The organism is Dactylosporangium sp. NPDC049140 (assembly GCF_040648435.1).
Window position 1 is genome coordinate 45,883 of the sequence record NZ_JBEZDS010000038.1, and the last position, 15,697, is coordinate 61,579.

Consider the following 15,697-nt stretch of genomic DNA (forward strand, 5'->3'; position numbering starts at 1 on the left):
GGACCGCTCACGCCGTCACCTCCGCAAGCTCCGGCAACGGCGCGACAAAGCTGTGCCCATGGTGAGCGGCCCCTCCGCTCCGCTCCGGACCGCTCACGCCGTCACCTCCGCAAGCTCCGGCAACGGCGCGACAAAGCTGTGCCCATGGTGAGCGGCCCCTCCGCTCCGCTCCGGACCGCTCACGGCACCTCCACGAAACACTCGGCGACGTGGTCGTTCACCATCCCGGTCGCCTGCATCAGCGCATACGCCGTAGTCGGCCCGACGAAGCGGAACCCGCGCTTCTTGAGGTCCTTCGCCATCGCCTTGGACTCCGCCGTCACGGCCGGCACCTGGGAGAAGTCCGAGGGGCGCGCCGGGCGCGGGTCGGGCGCGAACGACCACAGCAGCGCGGCGATCCCGCCGGGTAGCTCGGCCGCCGCGCGGGCGTTCGCGATCGACGCCTCGATCTTCGCCCGGTTGCGCACGATCCCCGCGTCGGCCAGGAGCCGGTCGACGTCGGACTCCCCGAACGCGGCGACCTTCTCGATCTCGAACCCGGCGAACGCCGTGCGGAACGACTGGCGCTTGCGCAGGATGGTGATCCAGGACAGCCCGGACTGGAACGCCTCGAGGCACATGCGCTCGAACAGCCCGTTGTCGTCGCGGACCGCCCGGCCCCACTCGTTGTCGTGATAGTCCAGGTAGTCCGGGGTCGAGGCGCCCCAGCCGCACCGGGCCCGCCCGTCCGCTCCCACCACCACGTCGCTCATGCCCAGCAAACTACTCCGGGGGTGTGACAAAAAACCCGGACTCCACCAGCCGGGCGAACCGGCGCAGCGCCCCGGTCAGCCCCGCCTTCGAACCGGGCCACAGCAGCGGCCACGCGAACTTGCCGGCGTTGCCGGCCGGCAGGTGCAGCCACTCGTGCCAGACCACCTGGGTGCGGTTCGCGCCCAGCTGGGTGCAGCGCAGAACGCCGGGCCCGCGCAGCACCTTGCCGTGGTGTACCACCCGGATCTCGAACGGCGGGTCGACCTTCACGACGCGCATGAGGTCGCGCACGGTCGCGGGCCCGACCTGCGTCACGGCCTCGACCTGGCTGCCCTCGCCGCCGTCGCCGGAGAGCACCCGGACCCTCGTGAACGGGATCCACTCGCCCTGCCGCGACCAGTCGGCGAGCGCGGCGAAGACCCGATCGGCGGGGGCGGCCACGATTACCGTGGCCGTGACCTCGCCGGGCCCGGGCCGTGCGGCCTCGGCATAGTCGTCGCTCACTGCACCACCGGCGAGATCACTGCACCACCGGCGACGAGCGGTCCCACGAGTCGTCGTTGACGGACGCGGACGACTCGTCGTCGGCCGGCTTGGCCGGGCCGCTCTCGATGACGTCGGCGTCCTCGACCGGGGCGACGGTCGGCGCGGCCCCCGAAGCGGCCGCCCCCGCGGCCGCGGCCTGGCGGGCGTCGCGCAGCGCGTCGGCGTCCTCCGGGCGGCCCTCGCGGAGCGCCTTGATCTCGGCCTCGAGGACCTGGATCAGCTCCTCTTTGTAGCCGATGTCGTACCCGGCGCGCCGCAGCGCGGTGTCGACCTGGTTCATCCGGTATCCCCGGACCACCGTGTCGAACCGGAGCTGGTTTACGTCACCCTCGACCAGCGGGCGGGACGACGGCAGCGGTACGGAGCGACCGTCGGGTTCATGTCCTTCGATTCCGGGGTCGTCACCGGTGATCAACAAGGACACGCCGAACCCGATGGCCCCGACAACCACAGCGGCGATCAACACCAGGAGGAACTCAGCCATAGGGGGAATCGTGGCACGCTGAGTACGCCTGGGCGAGCCCGGCACACCCATCTGTAGGAAACACGGAGGTCATGCGATGTTTCGTCTGGGCGCCCGGCGCTTTGCCGACGGCGACTACGCGGTGATGGCGATCATCAACCGGACTCCGGACTCCTTCTTCGACCGCGGTGCAACTTTCGCCGAGGACGCCGCCCTGCGGGCCGTGGAGGCGGCGGTCGGCGAGGGCGCGGACATCGTCGACATCGGCGGGGTGAAGGCCGGGCCGGGCGAGACCGTCGACGCCGCCGAGGAGCTGCGCCGGACGCTGCCCACGGTCGAGAAGATCCGCGCGATGTTCCCCGAGGTGGTGATCTCGATCGACACCTGGCGGGCGGAGGTGGCCCGCGAGGTCGTGGCGGCGGGCGCGGACCTGATCAACGACACCTGGGCCGGCGCCGACCCCGCGCTGGCCGAGGTCGCCGCCGAGACGGGGGCGGGCCTCGTGTGCTCCCACGCCGGTGGCCTCACCCCGCGGACCCGTCCGCACCGCACGGCCTTCGCGGATCCGGTGGCTGATGTGGTACTGACGGTGACTGCTCTGGCGGAGCGGGCGCTCGCGCTCGGGGTACGCCGCGACGGCATCCTCATCGACCCGGCCCACGACTTCGGCAAGAGCACCCGCCACTCGCTGGCGATCACCAACCGGCTCGGCGAGATGGTCGCGACGGGCTGGCCGGTGCTCGTGGCGCTGTCGAACAAGGACTTCATCGGCGAGACCCTCGACGTGCCGGTGGGGGAGCGGCTGGAGGGCACCCTCGCGGCGACGGCGGTCTCGGCCTGGCTGGGGGCCCGGGTGTTCCGCGCCCACCAGGTGCGCGAGACCCGCCGCGTGCTCGACACGGTGGCGGCGATCCGGGGCGACCGCCAGCCCGCGGTGGCGCGGCGGGGCCTGGCCTGAGGCAACCGGGCGGCTACGTCCAGCGCAGGATGTTCTTCCGCCACGCGTAGAGGATGCCGAGGAACAGCACGGCCACGAAGATCGCCATCTCGACGACGACCGCGCCCCCGTAGCCGGGCGTGTCGTACACGACCGCCCACGGGAAGAGGAACACGCTCTCCACCGCGAACAGTGCGTACAGGTAGGCGTACACGTAGTAGCGGATCTGGGCCTGGGCCCAGTCGCCGCCGACCGGGTCCAGCCCGCACTCGTACGTGTCGTACTTGGCGCCGGTCGCGGCCGCCCGGTCGGCCGAACGGCGCGGACCCAGCAGCCGGTTGGCCGTAAACGCGGCGACGAACACCGACGCTCCGACCAGGAGCAGAAGGCCGAGCGTCGCATATCCACCCAGATATCCGCTCATGCCACGCACCGTACATGCATCATCACGATCTCCGACATGCCGAAAACGCGAGTCTGTCTAGATAATGTGCCTCAGGTTTCTTGCCGGACTGCAAAAGAGTTCGGCCGGTGACCCACCAGACACGAGATCAGAAGGACACCCCCTCATGGAAGCACCCTCGGGCCGCCGAACCACACGGCGGCTACGGGCCGGCTCCTTCGTGCTCCTGGCCACCGTCTGCTCGCTGCTCTTCGCCGCCCCGGCGTACGCGGAGCCGGGCGAGGGCGAGACCAGTACCGCTCCCGTCGAGACGCCCACCACCGACGCCCCGACGCCGGACCCGACCACCGATGCGCCCACCCAGGCCCCGGCCACCACCGAGGCCCCGCCCCCGCCCCCGCCGACGACCGCCGCCCCACCGCCCCCGCCGCCGGCCGTGCACCGGTTCAAGATGACCGTGAGCACCGTGTCGCTCGGCGACGCGTACTGGCAGGGCGACGGCTCCGGCGAGCTGGTCATCGCGATCAAGAACACCGGCGAGAACATCGGCAAGGACACCGTCACCGGCTTCTACGCGCTGCCGAGCGGGGCCCAGGCCACCGGGGCGTACGGCACCGGCGGCTGCGCCGTGGCCCCCGCCGCGCTGAGCTTCAGCTGCTCGCTGCCCGAGCAGGGGCTGGGCCAGGTCGTGGTGAAGGTCGACGTCGACGCGGGCGCCTGGAAGACCATCGGGCTCGGCCAGGTCGCCGCCGCGATCGGGCCGTATCAGCGGATCGCCCCGATCTCCTTCGCGTTCACCACGCCGCCCACGCCGGGCATCGAGCTGAACACGTCGGCCCCCGAGCTGCCGGCCGCCGCCACGCCCCAGGACGAGTCGGTCCAGCTCGCGGTGCGCCTGCGCAACACCGGCGCGGCCCGGGCCCCGGGCGCGGTCGAGATCGTCACGCCGCCCGGTGTGGACCTTGTCACGTTCCCCTCCGCCTGCCGCTCACACCGGCGCATCGGCGCCGACCGCGACCGCTGTGAGCTGGGCGACATCGGGCCCGGCAAGGAGATCTCGGCCGTTTTCGGGATGGCGGTCAGCGCCGCCGCGCGCGCCGAGCTGCCGCTGACCGGGGCGGTCCACGGGTACCTCGCGCCGGCCGGGCTGAACGTCGTCGAGACCCGCTACGACTACGAGATCACCGCGCCCCCGCTGGCCGGCGCGGATGCCCCGCTGCCGACCTCGGCGCCGCCGTCCCCGGCCGCCCAGCGGACCTTCGAGACCGACTTCAGCCTGAGCCGGCAGTCGAACGACGACGGCGGGCAGCTGTCCAGCCTGCCGATCGTCGGCGGCCTGGTCGGGCTGGTCGCGATCATCGTCGGGCTGGTCGTGCTGTCGGTGCGCCGGCGCATGCGCGACGACGCCAGGGACGGCGACGAACTCGGCGCCGACGAGGTCGAGGACGTGGTGCTCGTCCCGGCCCAGAGCGGCGGCCCGACCGGCCCGTCGGCGGCGTTGACCCGCTCGCCGATCCCGCGCTCGCTGACCCTGCCGCGCCTGCCCGACGGCCCGACCGCCGGATCCGGCTTCCGGGACCGCGAACAGCCCGCCCGCGAGGGCGACGACTGACCCCCGGCTGACCGGAAACTGACTGTTTGGCGCGTATTCGCGGACCCCGCACACCTCGGCGACCTGCGCAATGACCAAAGTCGCAGCATCGGTGCCCGAGAGGGCACATGCGACGAAGGCATGGCGTTGCCGCCGACGTACCCTCAGGGTGTAGACAACCCATCCGCCGCCACAGGAGGTCAGCTCACGTGACCAAGCAGGTCCGCCAGCTGGATCGAGTGGTCATCAGGTTCGCTGGCGATTCCGGCGACGGCATGCAGCTCACCGGTGACCGCTTCACGTCCGAGACCGCGCAGCTCGGCAACGACATCTCGACGCTGCCCAACTTCCCCGCCGAGATCCGGGCCCCCGCCGGGACGCTGCCGGGCGTGTCGAGCTTCCAGGTGCACTTCGCCGACTTCGACATCCTCACGCCCGGCGACGCGCCGAACGTGCTCGTGGCGATGAACCCGGCGGCTCTGAAGGCGAACATCGCCGACCTGCCCAAGGGCGCGTCGATCATCGTCAACACCGACGAGTTCACCAACCGCAACCTCGCCAAGGTGGGCTACGCGGCCAACCCGCTCGAGGACGGCTCGCTGGAGGGCTGGAACGTCGCCCCGGTCGGCCTCACCTCGATGACGGTGAAGGCCCTGGAGTCGTTCGCGATCTCCAAGAAGGACGCCGAGCGGGCCAAGAACATGTTCGCGCTCGGCCTGCTGTCCTGGATGTACTCGCGCCCGCACGAGTCCACGCTGTCGTTCCTGGAGCGCAAGTTCGCCTCGCGCCCGGAGCTCGTCGCGGCGAACGTCGCCGCCTTCAAGGCCGGCTGGAACTTCGGCGAGACCACCGAGAACTTCGCGGTGCGCTACGAGGTCAAGCCCGCACGCATGATGGCGGGCAACTACCGCAACATCACCGGCAACGCGGCGCTCGCCCTGGGCGTGGTGGCGGCGGGGGTACGGTCGCGGCTGCCCGTGTTCCTGGGCGCCTACCCGATCACGCCGGCCTCCGACATCCTGCACGAGCTGAGCAAGCACAAGAAGTTCGGCGTGACCACCGTGCAGGCCGAGGACGAGATCGCGGCGATCGGCGTGGCCCTGGGCGCCTCCTACGGCGGCGCGCTCGGCGTGACCACCACCTCCGGCCCCGGCGTCGCGCTCAAGGGTGAGACGATCTCCCTGGCCGTCGCGCTGGAGCTGCCGCTGCTGATCATCGACGTGCAGCGCGCCGGCCCGTCGACGGGCCTGCCGACCAAGACCGAGCAGGCCGACCTCAACATGGCCCTGTACGGCCGGCACGGCGAGGCCCCGGTCGCGGTGCTCGCGCCCCGTTCGCCCGCGGACTGCTTCAACACCGCGCTCGAGGCGGCCCGCATCGCGCTGACGTACCGGACCCCGGTGATCCTGCTCTCCGACGGGTACATCGCCAACGGCTCCGAGCCGTGGCGCCTGCCGGACGTCGACGAGCTGCCCGACCTGCAGGTCGAGTTCGCGACCGCGCCCAACGGGGAGGACGGCAAGACCTTCCTGCCGTACCTGCGCGACCCGAAGACGCTCGCCCGCCCGTGGGCCGTCCCCGGCACGCCGGGCCTCGAGCACCGCATCGGCGGTCTGGAGAAGGCCGACAAGACCGGCGACATCTCCTACGACCCGGCCAACCACGACTTCATGGTGCGCACCCGCGCGGCCCGCATCGAGGGCATCGAGGTGCCCGACGTCGAGGTCGAGGACCCGGACGGCACCGCCCGCGTGCTGGTGCTGGGCTGGGGCTCGACCTACGGTCCGATCGGCGCCGCCGCCCGTGCGCTGCGCCAGCGCGGCCTGGCCGTGGCCCAGGCGCACCTGCGCCACCTCTCGCCCATGCCGAAGAACCTCGGCGCGGTGCTCAAGTCCTACGACAAGGTCGTGATCCCGGAGATGAACCTCGGCCAGCTCGCCGGGGTCATCCGCGCGCGCTACCTGGTCGACGCCATCGCCTACAACCAGGTCCGCGGCCTGCCGTTCACCGCGTCCGAGCTGGAGGGCGTGCTCGAGGAAGTGGTCAAGAATGCCTGAGCCGTTGAAGCTGACCACGAAGGACTTCAAGTCCGACCAGGAGGTCCGCTGGTGCCCCGGCTGCGGGGACTACGCGATCCTGGCCGCCGTCCAGTCGTTCATGCCCGAGCTCAACATCCCGCGCGAGCGGATCGTGTTCGTCTCCGGCATCGGCTGCTCCTCGCGGTTCCCGTACTACATGAACACGTACGGCATGCACTCGATCCACGGCCGCGCGCCGGCGATCGCGTCGGGCCTGTCCGTGTCCCGCCCGGACCTGTCGGTCTGGGTCGTCACCGGTGACGGCGACGCGCTGTCCATCGGCGGCAACCACCTGATCCACGCGCTGCGCCGCAACGTCAACCTGAAGATCCTGCTGTTCAACAACAAGATCTACGGGCTGACCAAGGGGCAGTACTCGCCCACCTCCGAGGTCGGCAAGGTCACCAAGTCGACCCCGGCCGGCTCGGCCGACTCGCCGTTCAACCCGATCTCCCTGGCCCTGGGCGCCGAGGCGAGCTTCGTCGCGCGGACCATCGACTCCGACCGCAAGCACCTGCAGTCGGTGCTGCGCGCCGCGGCCGAGCACCGCGGATCGGCGTTCGTGGAGATCTACCAGAACTGCAACATCTTCAACGACGGCGCGTTCGACGCCCTCAAGGAGCCGGCGACCCGCGACGACTGGCTGATCCGGCTCGAGCACGGCCGGCCGATCACGTTCGGCAAGGACGGCGAGTGGGCGGTGACGCACCCGCCCGGCGCCTTCGGCCTGTCCGTGGTGCCGACCGCCGAGGTCGCGCCCGACGACATCGTGGTGCACGACCAGGCGGTGGCCGAGCCGGCGTATGCGTTCGCGCTGTCCCGCCTGCCCGGCCTCGACCTGCGCAACACCCCGATCGGCGTATTCCGCTCCGTGGATCGGCCCGCGTACGACGACGTCGTCCGCGACCAGCTCGTCACGGCCCAGGCCAAGGCCAAGGGCACGCCCGACGAGGAGCTCGGCGCGCTGCTCAACAGCGGCGACACCTGGACGATCCTGTAGCGAAGATCCTGTGGCGAAGGGGCCACCGCCGCCGGCGACTCAGGCGGCGGTGGTCTCCAGCCAGCGGGTCAGCGTGCGCACGCCCCAGCCCGTGGCGCCCTTGGTGAGCTCGCCGTCGCCGGAGTCGGCCCACGCGGGCGAGGACATGTCGAAGTGCGCCCAGCGGTCCCGCAGCGGGCCGGTGAACTCGCGCAGGTAGAGCGCGGCCAGCAGCGAACCCGCGCCGATGTCGGTCGAGTTGATGATGTCGGTGAGGTCGCCGCGGATCTCATCGGCGTAGTCCTCGTTCAGCGGCATCCGCCACACCGACTCGCCGCTCGCCTCGGCCGCGGCCGCGAGGTCGCCGGCGAGGGTGTCGCTGTGGCTGTACATCGCGGCGGTCCGCTTGCCCAGCGCGACCCCCTGGGCGCCGGTCAGCGTGGCCAGGTCGATCATCACGTCGGGGCGCAGCCGGCGCACCGCGTAGGCCATCGCGTCGCCGAGCACCAGCCGGCCCTCGGCGTCGGTGTTGAGGATCTCCGACGTGATGCCGCCGTAGTGCGTGACGACGTCGCCGGGGCGCATGCTGTCGGCGCCGAGCGCGTTCTCGGCCAGCGGGGCCAGCGCGGTGATCCGCACCGGCAGGCGCATCGCGGCGGCGGCGAGGGTCGCGCCGATGACCGCGGCCGCGCCGCCCATGTCCTTGCGCATGAGCTTCATCCCGGCCAGCGGCTTGATGCACACCCCGCCGGTGTCGAACGTGATGCCCTTGCCGACCAGCACCACGTGCCGCCGCGCGCCGCGCGGGCGCCAGGACAGCTCGACCAGGCGCGGGCCGCGCTCGGCGGCCGCGCCCTGCCCGACCGTCAGGATCGCGTTGAAGCCGTGCTCGCGCAGGTAGCCGGGCTCGCGGACCTCGACCGTCAGCCCCGGCACGCCGGCGGCGGCCTTGACCACCTGCCTGGCGAACCAGGCCGGCGTCTTGCGGTCGCTGGGCATGTTGGTCAGGTCGCGGGCCAGGGTCGTGGCGGTGACGACCGCCCGGGCCTGCTCCAGGGCGGCGGTGCGCTCGTCGCTCGCCGGGAGCGCCACCGTGACGCGCCGCAGCGGGTCGGGGTCGGCCTCGGCGATGCGGAAGCGGTACGACGCCAGCCACAGCCCCTCGGCGAGGGCGCGGATCGCGGCGGGTGCGGTGTCGGCCGGCACCAGCACCCGCAGCGCGGTCTCGGAGCGCGCCGACCGGGCCAGCGCCGCGCCCGCGGCCCGCCAGCCGGCCTCGTCGCCGTCGCCGACGCCGACGAACAGCAGCGGCGAGGGCCTGCGCCCGGGCCGCGGCAGCTTGTGCACGGTGCCGGCCGACCCGGAGTGCTCGACGTCCTGCAGGAACGCCGCGCACTCGGCCAGGTCGGCCGCACCGAACTGCAACAGGTCGAGGCTGGATTCGGGGTCGCCGGACATCACCACGACGGCGACCGCGCCGGAGGAGCCGCGGCCCGTGGCGAACCTGATGTCCAGCAAGGGGACCCTCCATCTTTCGGCGCAGTTCCTGCGCACAACGACGGGAGCGACCGCACGCCGGCCGCTCCTTCCAACCCAGTCAACCCGAAAGCGGAGCCGTATGCAGGAAGACTCAGCCGGTGGCCGTCTTCAGCGCCTCGCTGAGCTCGTTGGCCTCATCCTTGGTCATCTCGACGACGAGCCGCCCACCACCCTCGAGCGGGACGCGCATGACGATGCCGCGGCCCTCCTTGGTGACCTCCAGCGGACCGTCGCCTGTCCGCGGCTTCATGGCCGCCATGTTGTCTCCCTTCGCTTCCTGATGTACCCAGACATCAGGTGGCACAGCCGTCCCCGCATGCCCGGCACGCCTGCTCACGGGGCCTTCGACCGGACCCGTGGACTCCGTGAGACACGCACCAACCGATGATTTTCCCTGATGATGGCCCCAAGACCCAAACCGGGGCGCGATCCTTGTGACAACTCCTGGCGGAAAATGCCGGTCAACTGTCACAATAAGCGGCCATGCAGGCCAGGTCCGCCCTCTTTGATCTCTATGGCGACCATCTCCGCCCGCGCGGTGGGCGAGCCGCCGTCGCCGCTCTCGTGCGCCTGCTCGCTCCCCTCGGCATCGCCGCGCCGGCCGTGCGCACCGCAGTGTCACGGATGGTCCGGCAGGGCTGGCTGCACCCCCTACGTTTGCCGACCGGTCCCGGCTACGGCATCACCCCCAAGGCGGCACGCCGCCTCGACGCCGCCGGCGCCCGCATCTACCGCACCCAGCGGCCCGGCGGCCCCGGGGGCGCATGGGCCGGCCGCTTCGATCTCATCACGCTGGAAGCGCCCGCGCACCGCGGCGCGCGGGCGAGACTGGTGGCGAACCTCGGATTCCTCGGCTACGGCTCGATCGACGGCGCCACGTGGATCGCGCCGCGCCCGGGCGAGGGCGTCGACGCGTTGCTCACGGAGGCCGGTGTGCGCTACGACCGCTTTACGGCGGAGCATTCCGGCGGTACCGATGGAGCGGTGAACCTGGTGGCCCGGGCCTGGGACCTCGACGCGATCGCCGCGGCCTACGGCGAGTTCGTCGAGCGCCTCACGCCGCTGGTGCACTCCGTCGGGCCGGCCACCCCCGACGAGCAGGCGTACGCGGTCCGGTTCACGCTGGTCCACGCCTGGCGCGCGTTCCTCTTCCGCGACCCCCAGCTGCCGCCGCAGCTGCTGCCCCCGCGCTGGGCCGGCACCGCGGCGGCGGCCTTCTTCGACCACCACGCCCACCGGCTGCGCCCCGCCGCGGACCGGTTCGTGGACGCCTGCCTGACCCTCTGACGCCTGGAGCCCGCAATGGACCTGCTCGTCGAACGCACCGAGACCGGTGTGGCGATCCTGACCCTCAACCGTCCCGACGCCCTCAACTCGCTGACCGACGCGCTGAAGGTGGCCCTGCGCGACGCCCTCGCCGACGTGGCCGCGGACGAGTCGGTGCGCGCCGTGGTCCTCACCGGCGCCGGCCGCGCCTTCTGCGGAGGCCAGGACCTGCGCGAGCACGCCGGCTCCCTCGACGCCGGCACCGGCTCGTCGCTGTCCACGGTCACCGAGCACTACAACCCGATCGCCACGACGCTGGCCGGGATGCCGAAGCCGGTCGTGGCCGCGGTCAACGGTATGGCCGCCGGGGCCGGGGCGTCGCTGGCCCTGCTCGCCGACTTCCGGGTCGGCGGACCGCGGACCGCGTTCCTGATGGCCTTCGCGAACGTCGGCCTGGCCGGCGACACCGGCATCTCGTGGAGCCTGCCGCGGATCGTGGGCCACGCGAAGGCGACCGAGCTGCTGCTGCTGGCCGAGCCGGTGAAGGCCGAGGTCGCCGCCGCCCTGGGGATGCTCACCCGCCTGGCCGAGTCCGACGAGGACGTGCTGCCGACGGCCGTGGAACTGGCCGACCGCCTCGCCGCCGGCCCGACCGTCGCGTACGGCCAGATCAAGCGGGAACTGGCCGCCGGCGGCGCGGGCTCGCTGGCCGACGCCCTGGCCGTGGAGGCGCAGGCCCAGACCGCCTGCGGCCACACCGCGGACCACCGCAACGCCACGGCCGCCTTCGTCGCCAAGCAGAAGCCGGTCTACGAGGGCCGCTGAACCCTTCTTCAGGCGGCCTTCTTCAAGCAAGGCTGAACCGCGCCTGACGTGTCTCGTACAAACAGGCCATAGCCTGGGGTCCATGGCCGACCGTGAAAAGGTTGCACATCTGCTGCGCCGGGCGACGTTCGGGCCGACCGCGGAGGAGGTCGACGCCGCCGAGGCCAAGGGCCCGGCGGCGACCCTGGACGCCCTGTTCGCCCCGGCCGAGCCCGACGCGGGCGCGGCCCGGACCCCGATGCCGAAGCTCGGCCCGGTCATCAACGAGAAGTCCGACCGCGCCGAGCAGATCCGGACCGTCGGCGCCTGGTGGCTGGACCGGATGGTGCAGGCCGAGCACCAGGTGCACGAGAAGCTGACCTTCTTCTGGCACGGGCACTGGGCCACGTCCGCCGACAAGGTCAAGTCCGGCCCGCTGATGCTCGGCCAGCAGCAGACCCTGTTCCGCACGGCGCTGGGCGGCTTCGCCACCCAGGTGCACGCGATGCTGCGCGACCCCGCGCTCATCATCTGGCTGGACGGGCAGAAGAACACCGAGAAGGCCCCGAACGAGAACCTCGCCCGCGAGCTCATGGAGCTCTTCACGCTGGGCGTGGGCCACTACACCGAGCCGGACGTGCGGGCCGGCGCGCGGGCGCTGACCGGCTGGGTCGTGGACCAGAAGGCCGGCACGGCGACGCTCAACGTCAAGCGCCACGACGGCGGGTCCAAGACCATCCTCGGCCGGACCGGCAACTACGACGCCGACGGGTTCGCGGACCTCCTGCTGGCCGAGCCGGCCTGCCCCGAGTTCATCGCGCGGCGGCTCTGGCTGCGCTACGCCAGCGACGCGGCCATCCCCGGCGACGTCCTCGCCCGCGTCCGGTCCCAGCCGACGACCGCCGCGATGCTGCGCGAGGTGCTGGCCGCCGACGGCCACGCCGAGCTGGTCAAGCAGCCGGTGGAGTGGCTGGTCGGGGCGCTGCGCCAGCTCCAGCTGCGCCCCGGCGAGCTCACCGACGCCCAGCGCAAGCAGCTGCTCGGCGGCCTGACCCAGCTGGGCCAGGTCCCGCTGCGCCCGCCGAGCGTGGGCGGCTGGCCCGCCGGCGCGGCCTGGCTCACGACCTCGGCGACGCAGGCCCGCATCAAGCTGGCCCAGAGCCTGGCCGCGCGGGCCCCGCAGCCGGTGCTGGACCGCCTGACCGCCGCGCCCGCGGCGCAGCGACCGGCCGCCCTGGCCCGGCTCCTGGTGGTCGACAAGTTCACCGACCGCACGCTGGCCGCGCTGACCCCGGCCGCGAACGACGCCCGCCGCCTGCTGACCCTGGGCCTGGCCAGCCCCGAGTACGCCATCAACTGAGAGGAGGCGACATGGACGCCCTGACCCGTAGGAAGTTCCTGATCGCCAGCGGCGTGGCCGGCGGCGCGGCCCTGGCCGCCGGGGGCGCCTGGACGCTGCGCGACGTCTTCGACACCGCCACCTGGGACGACCGCCCCGGCGACGCCCGGACGCTCGTGCTCGTCACCCTCTACGGCGGCAACGACGGCCTGGCCAACGTCATCCCGTACGCCGACCCGGCCTACGCCCCCGCCCGCCACCAGCTCGCCTACCGGCCGGAGGAGGTGCTGAAGCTCGACGACACGCTGGGCCTCAACCCCGGCCTCGCCGGCCTCAAGCGCATGTTCGACGCGAAGAAGCTCGCCATCGTCCGCGGCGTCGGCTACCCCAAGCCCGACCACAGCCACTTCCGGTCCATGGACATCTGGCAGACCGCCCAGCCCGACCGGCCCGGCAACACCGGCTGGCTGGGCCGCTGGCTGGACGCGTTCGGCGGCGACCCGCGCCACGCGGTCTCCTTCGAGCCCGTGCTCCCGCCGCTGCTGGCCGGCGCGACGACCGCCGGGGCCGCCGTGCCCGTCACCGGCCTGGCGCTGCCCAACGGCGTCAAGCCCGAGGTGCTCACCGCGTTCGGCCGGTCCTCCGACGGCGAGCCGCCGCTGCAGGCCCGCGCCGCCCGCGCCTTCGCCGACCTGGTCGAGGTGGACGCCCTGATCCACAGCGTCGACGACCACGACGGCGACGAGGACACGTCCACCTCCTCCGGCACCGCGACCGGCGGCCGCTCCGACCTCAAGACCCAGCTCGACCTCGTGGCCCGCTGCGTCGAGGCGAACGTGGCCACCCGCGTCTTCTCCGTCTCCCTCGGCGGCTTCGACCTGCACGCGGAGGAGCGCAACTCCCAGGAGATCCTGCTCAAGCTCCTGGACTCCGCGCTCACCACGTTCGCCGACCGGATGGCCAAGACCGAGGCCGGCCGCAAGGTCGTCATCGCCGTCTACTCCGAGTTCGGCCGCCGCGTGGCCGCCAACGGCTCCGACGGCACCGACCACGGCACCGCCTCGAACATGTTCATCCTCGGCAGCCCGGTGCGCGGCGGCCTCTACGGCGAGCAGCCCGGCCTCGCCGACCTCGACAACGGCGACCTGAAGTTCACGACCGACTTCCGCAAGGTCTACGCGACCCTGCTGCACGACGTGCTCGCCGCCGACCCGGGGCAGATCCTCGGCTACCAGGACCGGCTCGAGGGCATTCTCTGACCCGCGACGGGCCGGGCCGGTGATCGGCCCGGCCCGTCGCCGGCTCGGCTCAGCCCACGACGACCTGCGCCGGGGCCGCCCGCGCCGTGAGCGGGGGCCGGGTGCTCGCCGGCGCCGGGCGCGGCCGCCGCACCGCGGGCGGGCGCGACCGCCGCCGCTCGGCCCGCTCGCGCTCCTTGCGGTCCTCCTCCAGCCACGTGAGGGCGGTCCGGCAGGTGTACGCCCACCACCCGATGTACGGCCCGTAGCGCTCCCGCAGCTCCTGCGGCGAGGGCACGGCGTCGCCGTAGACCGCGCGGGCCGTGTGCGCGTACTGCTCCATCTCCAGCGGCACCGCATCCGGCCGCCCGAGCGCCCGCAGCAGCAGCGCATGCGCCGTGTAGCCGCCGATGCCGCGCACCGCCAGCAGCGCGTCGCGGGCCCGCTCGTAGGGGCCGGTGCGCAGCAGCTCCTCGTCGATCGCGGCGACCCCGCCCAGCACCTGCACCAGCCGCTCGGCCTTGTGCGGCGCCCCGGCGTAGGGCAGCGCCGCCGCCGGGGTGAGCCGCGCGAGCCGGGCGAGGTCGGGCAGCGCGGTGAACTCCTCGCCGGCCGCCCGCACCATCGTGCCCAGGTGGAGGGTGAGGCGGCGCTTGCGCAGGGTCGCATACCACTGGGTGGAGTTCTGCAGCAGTGTGAAGTACACCACTCCCTCGGCGAGGCTCGAGAACCGCACCTGGTGCAGGCCCCGGGCGACCTCGAGCAGGGGCCGGACGGGCTCGTCGGCCCCGGCGCGGCGCAGGAACTCCGCGCGGTCGTCGTCCAGCCCCAGCCAGTCGCCGACCCGGCCCCGCACGGCGTCGAGGGCGGGCCCGTCGAGCGGCCCGGCGCTGAACACGGTCAGGGCGGTGCCCGGCGCGCCGTCGTCGCGCTCGGCGATCTCGACCACGACCGCCGCGTCCGGGTCGGCCGGGTGCGGGAAGGCGCGGCGCACCGTGCCGCCGGGGTCGAGCGAGATGTCGCGCCGCCCGGGCCGGAAGCCGGCGAGCGCGCGCAGGGAGCAGCCGAGGTCGTAGGGGGCGGTGGCGGACAGGATCGTGCGGGTGATGATGCCGAGTTCGGTCATGGAGGCATCTTCGAACACAGGTACGACAGTTCCGGGCCGCCGCCTGCCGATCGCTACTGTGCGCGAGCGGCGAGCAGCAGGCCGTCACCGAGCGGGAGGAGGGCGGGGATCCACGCCTCGCTCTCGCGCAGCGACTTGACCGCCTCCCGCAGCAGCACCGTCTCCGCGTCCCGCACCGTGGGATCGCTGACCCGGCCGCCGGCCAGGGCGTCGGCCAGGGCCAGGGTGCCGCCCGGGCGCAGGAGCCGCTCGGCCGCGGCGATCACCGGCCCGTACTCGCTGGGGTCGTGGTCGACGAAGACCAGGTCGTAGGCCCGGTCGGCCAGCCGCGGCAGCACGTCGAGCGCGCGGCCGGTGATGATCCGGGCCCGGGACGGCGGGTTGCCCGCGGCCGAGAAGACCCGCCGGGCGACGCGCTGGTGCTCGGCCTCGAAGTCGATCGTGGTGAGCACCCCGTCGCGGCGCATCCCGCGCAGCAGCCAGCCGCCGCTCACCCCGGTGCCGGTGCCGACCTCCACGACCGCCCTGGCGTTGCTCACGGCCGCGATCACCCGCAGCGCCGCCCCGCAGCCCCGGCTCACCGCGCTGATGCCGAGCTCGAACGCCTGCTCGCGAGCGGCCGCGAGCACCGGGTC

At 73.0% G+C, this 15,697-nt stretch carries 16 protein-coding genes; 8 read left to right on the top strand and 8 right to left on the bottom strand.

All coding sequences use genetic code 11. The annotated features are described in order from the left end of the window. Positions 1-179: 179 nt before the first annotated feature. Genes AB0B76_RS41470 through AB0B76_RS41480 form a run of 3 tightly spaced genes read right to left on the bottom strand, consistent with a single transcriptional unit; the run spans position 180 to position 1,783 of the window. Positions 180-752 (bottom strand): DNA-3-methyladenine glycosylase I, encoded by a 573-nt coding sequence (locus AB0B76_RS41470; RefSeq protein ID WP_360386056.1) that lies wholly within the window; start codon positions 750-752, stop codon positions 180-182. 10 nt (positions 753-762) lie between these two features. Further along, positions 763-1,257 carry an SRPBCC family protein gene (locus AB0B76_RS41475; RefSeq protein WP_360386058.1) on the bottom strand — a complete coding sequence of 165 codons (495 nt, stop codon included), beginning with the start codon at positions 1,255-1,257 and terminating at the stop codon, positions 763-765. Between the two features lie 16 nt (positions 1,258-1,273). Beyond that, a complete protein-coding gene (locus AB0B76_RS41480) occupies positions 1,274-1,783 on the bottom strand; it encodes a DivIVA domain-containing protein (protein WP_360386060.1) in 510 nt (169 codons plus the stop codon). A gap of 76 nt (positions 1,784-1,859) precedes the next feature. Here AB0B76_RS41480 and folP point away from each other — a divergent pair, with 76 nt between their 5' ends. Further along, on the top strand, positions 1,860-2,720 hold the full coding sequence (folP, locus tag AB0B76_RS41485) for a dihydropteroate synthase (protein ID WP_360386062.1): 861 nt from the start codon (positions 1,860-1,862) through the stop codon (positions 2,718-2,720). Positions 2,721-2,733: 13 nt separating this feature from the next. Here the strand turns inward: folP and ndhC are convergent, their stop codons facing one another. Continuing rightward, positions 2,734-3,123, bottom strand: a complete 390-nt coding sequence (gene ndhC, locus AB0B76_RS41490; protein ID WP_360386064.1) for an NADH-quinone oxidoreductase subunit A — start codon at positions 3,121-3,123, stop codon at positions 2,734-2,736. 145 nt (positions 3,124-3,268) lie between these two features. Here ndhC and AB0B76_RS41495 point away from each other — a divergent pair, with 145 nt between their 5' ends. The 3 genes from AB0B76_RS41495 (at position 3,269) to AB0B76_RS41505 (ending at position 7,771) form a co-directional block, all read left to right on the top strand. Continuing rightward, positions 3,269-4,714 carry a hypothetical protein gene (locus tag AB0B76_RS41495; protein WP_360386066.1) on the top strand — a complete coding sequence of 482 codons (1,446 nt, stop codon included), beginning with the start codon at positions 3,269-3,271 and terminating at the stop codon, positions 4,712-4,714. Between the two features lie 188 nt (positions 4,715-4,902). Further along, on the top strand, positions 4,903-6,750 hold the full coding sequence (locus AB0B76_RS41500) for a 2-oxoacid:acceptor oxidoreductase subunit alpha (protein ID WP_360386070.1): 1,848 nt from the start codon (positions 4,903-4,905) through the stop codon (positions 6,748-6,750). Next, a complete protein-coding gene (locus tag AB0B76_RS41505; RefSeq protein WP_360386072.1) occupies positions 6,743-7,771 on the top strand; it encodes a 2-oxoacid:ferredoxin oxidoreductase subunit beta in 1,029 nt (342 codons plus the stop codon). Before AB0B76_RS41500 ends, AB0B76_RS41505 begins: the two co-directional genes overlap by 8 nt. A 39-nt stretch (positions 7,772-7,810) precedes the next feature. Here the strand turns inward: AB0B76_RS41505 and AB0B76_RS41510 are convergent, their stop codons facing one another. Both AB0B76_RS41510 and AB0B76_RS41515 read right to left on the bottom strand, forming a co-directional pair. Then, on the bottom strand, positions 7,811-9,208 hold the full coding sequence (locus AB0B76_RS41510; protein WP_360386275.1) for a leucyl aminopeptidase family protein: 1,398 nt from the start codon (positions 9,206-9,208) through the stop codon (positions 7,811-7,813). Positions 9,209-9,380: 172 nt separating this feature from the next. After that, positions 9,381-9,548 (bottom strand): DUF3117 domain-containing protein, encoded by a 168-nt coding sequence (locus AB0B76_RS41515; protein WP_081971220.1) that lies wholly within the window; start codon positions 9,546-9,548, stop codon positions 9,381-9,383. A gap of 224 nt (positions 9,549-9,772) precedes the next feature. Between AB0B76_RS41515 and AB0B76_RS41520 the strand changes: the two genes are divergently transcribed. The 4 genes from AB0B76_RS41520 (at position 9,773) to AB0B76_RS41535 (ending at position 13,957) form a co-directional block, all read left to right on the top strand. Continuing rightward, positions 9,773-10,576 carry a PaaX family transcriptional regulator C-terminal domain-containing protein gene (locus tag AB0B76_RS41520; RefSeq protein WP_360386075.1) on the top strand — a complete coding sequence of 268 codons (804 nt, stop codon included), beginning with the start codon at positions 9,773-9,775 and terminating at the stop codon, positions 10,574-10,576. A 15-nt stretch (positions 10,577-10,591) separates the two neighbouring features. Then, the gene (locus AB0B76_RS41525; protein WP_360386077.1) at positions 10,592-11,380 is read left to right on the top strand and encodes an enoyl-CoA hydratase-related protein; all 789 of its coding nucleotides are present in this window, start codon (positions 10,592-10,594) and stop codon (positions 11,378-11,380) included. A gap of 82 nt (positions 11,381-11,462) precedes the next feature. Beyond that, complete coding sequence (locus AB0B76_RS41530) at positions 11,463-12,719, top strand: DUF1800 domain-containing protein (RefSeq protein WP_360386079.1); 1,257 nt, start codon at positions 11,463-11,465, stop codon at positions 12,717-12,719. A gap of 11 nt (positions 12,720-12,730) precedes the next feature. Continuing rightward, positions 12,731-13,957: a DUF1501 domain-containing protein gene (locus AB0B76_RS41535; protein WP_360386081.1), complete on the top strand. Its 1,227-nt coding sequence runs from the start codon at positions 12,731-12,733 to the stop codon at positions 13,955-13,957. A 49-nt stretch (positions 13,958-14,006) separates the two neighbouring features. On the opposite strand, the gene AB0B76_RS41540 is transcribed toward AB0B76_RS41535, so the two are convergent. Both AB0B76_RS41540 and AB0B76_RS41545 read right to left on the bottom strand, forming a co-directional pair. Further along, complete coding sequence (locus tag AB0B76_RS41540; RefSeq protein ID WP_360386083.1) at positions 14,007-15,062, bottom strand: hypothetical protein; 1,056 nt, start codon at positions 15,060-15,062, stop codon at positions 14,007-14,009. 53 nt (positions 15,063-15,115) lie between these two features. Then, positions 15,116-15,691: a class I SAM-dependent methyltransferase gene (locus AB0B76_RS41545; RefSeq protein ID WP_360386085.1), complete on the bottom strand. Its 576-nt coding sequence runs from the start codon at positions 15,689-15,691 to the stop codon at positions 15,116-15,118. Positions 15,692-15,697: the final 6 nt, after the last annotated feature.

Excerpts from the sequence above, each read along its gene's own strand:
- AB0B76_RS41470 (WP_360386056.1), bottom strand. The coding sequence starts at position 752 with ATGAGCGACGTGGTGGTGGGAGCGGACGGGCGGGCCCGGTGCGGCTGG.
- AB0B76_RS41480 (WP_360386060.1), bottom strand. The coding sequence starts at position 1,783 with ATGGCTGAGTTCCTCCTGGTGTTGATCGCCGCTGTGGTTGTCGGGGCC.
- folP (WP_360386062.1), top strand. The coding sequence starts at position 1,860 with ATGTTTCGTCTGGGCGCCCGGCGCTTTGCCGACGGCGACTACGCGGTG.
- ndhC (WP_360386064.1), bottom strand. The coding sequence starts at position 3,123 with ATGAGCGGATATCTGGGTGGATATGCGACGCTCGGCCTTCTGCTCCTG.
- AB0B76_RS41495 (WP_360386066.1), top strand. The coding sequence starts at position 3,269 with ATGGAAGCACCCTCGGGCCGCCGAACCACACGGCGGCTACGGGCCGGC.
- AB0B76_RS41505 (WP_360386072.1), top strand. The coding sequence starts at position 6,743 with ATGCCTGAGCCGTTGAAGCTGACCACGAAGGACTTCAAGTCCGACCAG.
- AB0B76_RS41510 (WP_360386275.1), bottom strand. The coding sequence starts at position 9,208 with ATGTCCGGCGACCCCGAATCCAGCCTCGACCTGTTGCAGTTCGGTGCG.
- AB0B76_RS41515 (WP_081971220.1), bottom strand. The coding sequence starts at position 9,548 with ATGGCGGCCATGAAGCCGCGGACAGGCGACGGTCCGCTGGAGGTCACC.
- AB0B76_RS41520 (WP_360386075.1), top strand. The coding sequence starts at position 9,773 with ATGCAGGCCAGGTCCGCCCTCTTTGATCTCTATGGCGACCATCTCCGC.
- AB0B76_RS41525 (WP_360386077.1), top strand. The coding sequence starts at position 10,592 with ATGGACCTGCTCGTCGAACGCACCGAGACCGGTGTGGCGATCCTGACC.
- AB0B76_RS41530 (WP_360386079.1), top strand. The coding sequence starts at position 11,463 with ATGGCCGACCGTGAAAAGGTTGCACATCTGCTGCGCCGGGCGACGTTC.
- AB0B76_RS41535 (WP_360386081.1), top strand. The coding sequence starts at position 12,731 with ATGGACGCCCTGACCCGTAGGAAGTTCCTGATCGCCAGCGGCGTGGCC.
- AB0B76_RS41540 (WP_360386083.1), bottom strand. The coding sequence starts at position 15,062 with ATGACCGAACTCGGCATCATCACCCGCACGATCCTGTCCGCCACCGCC.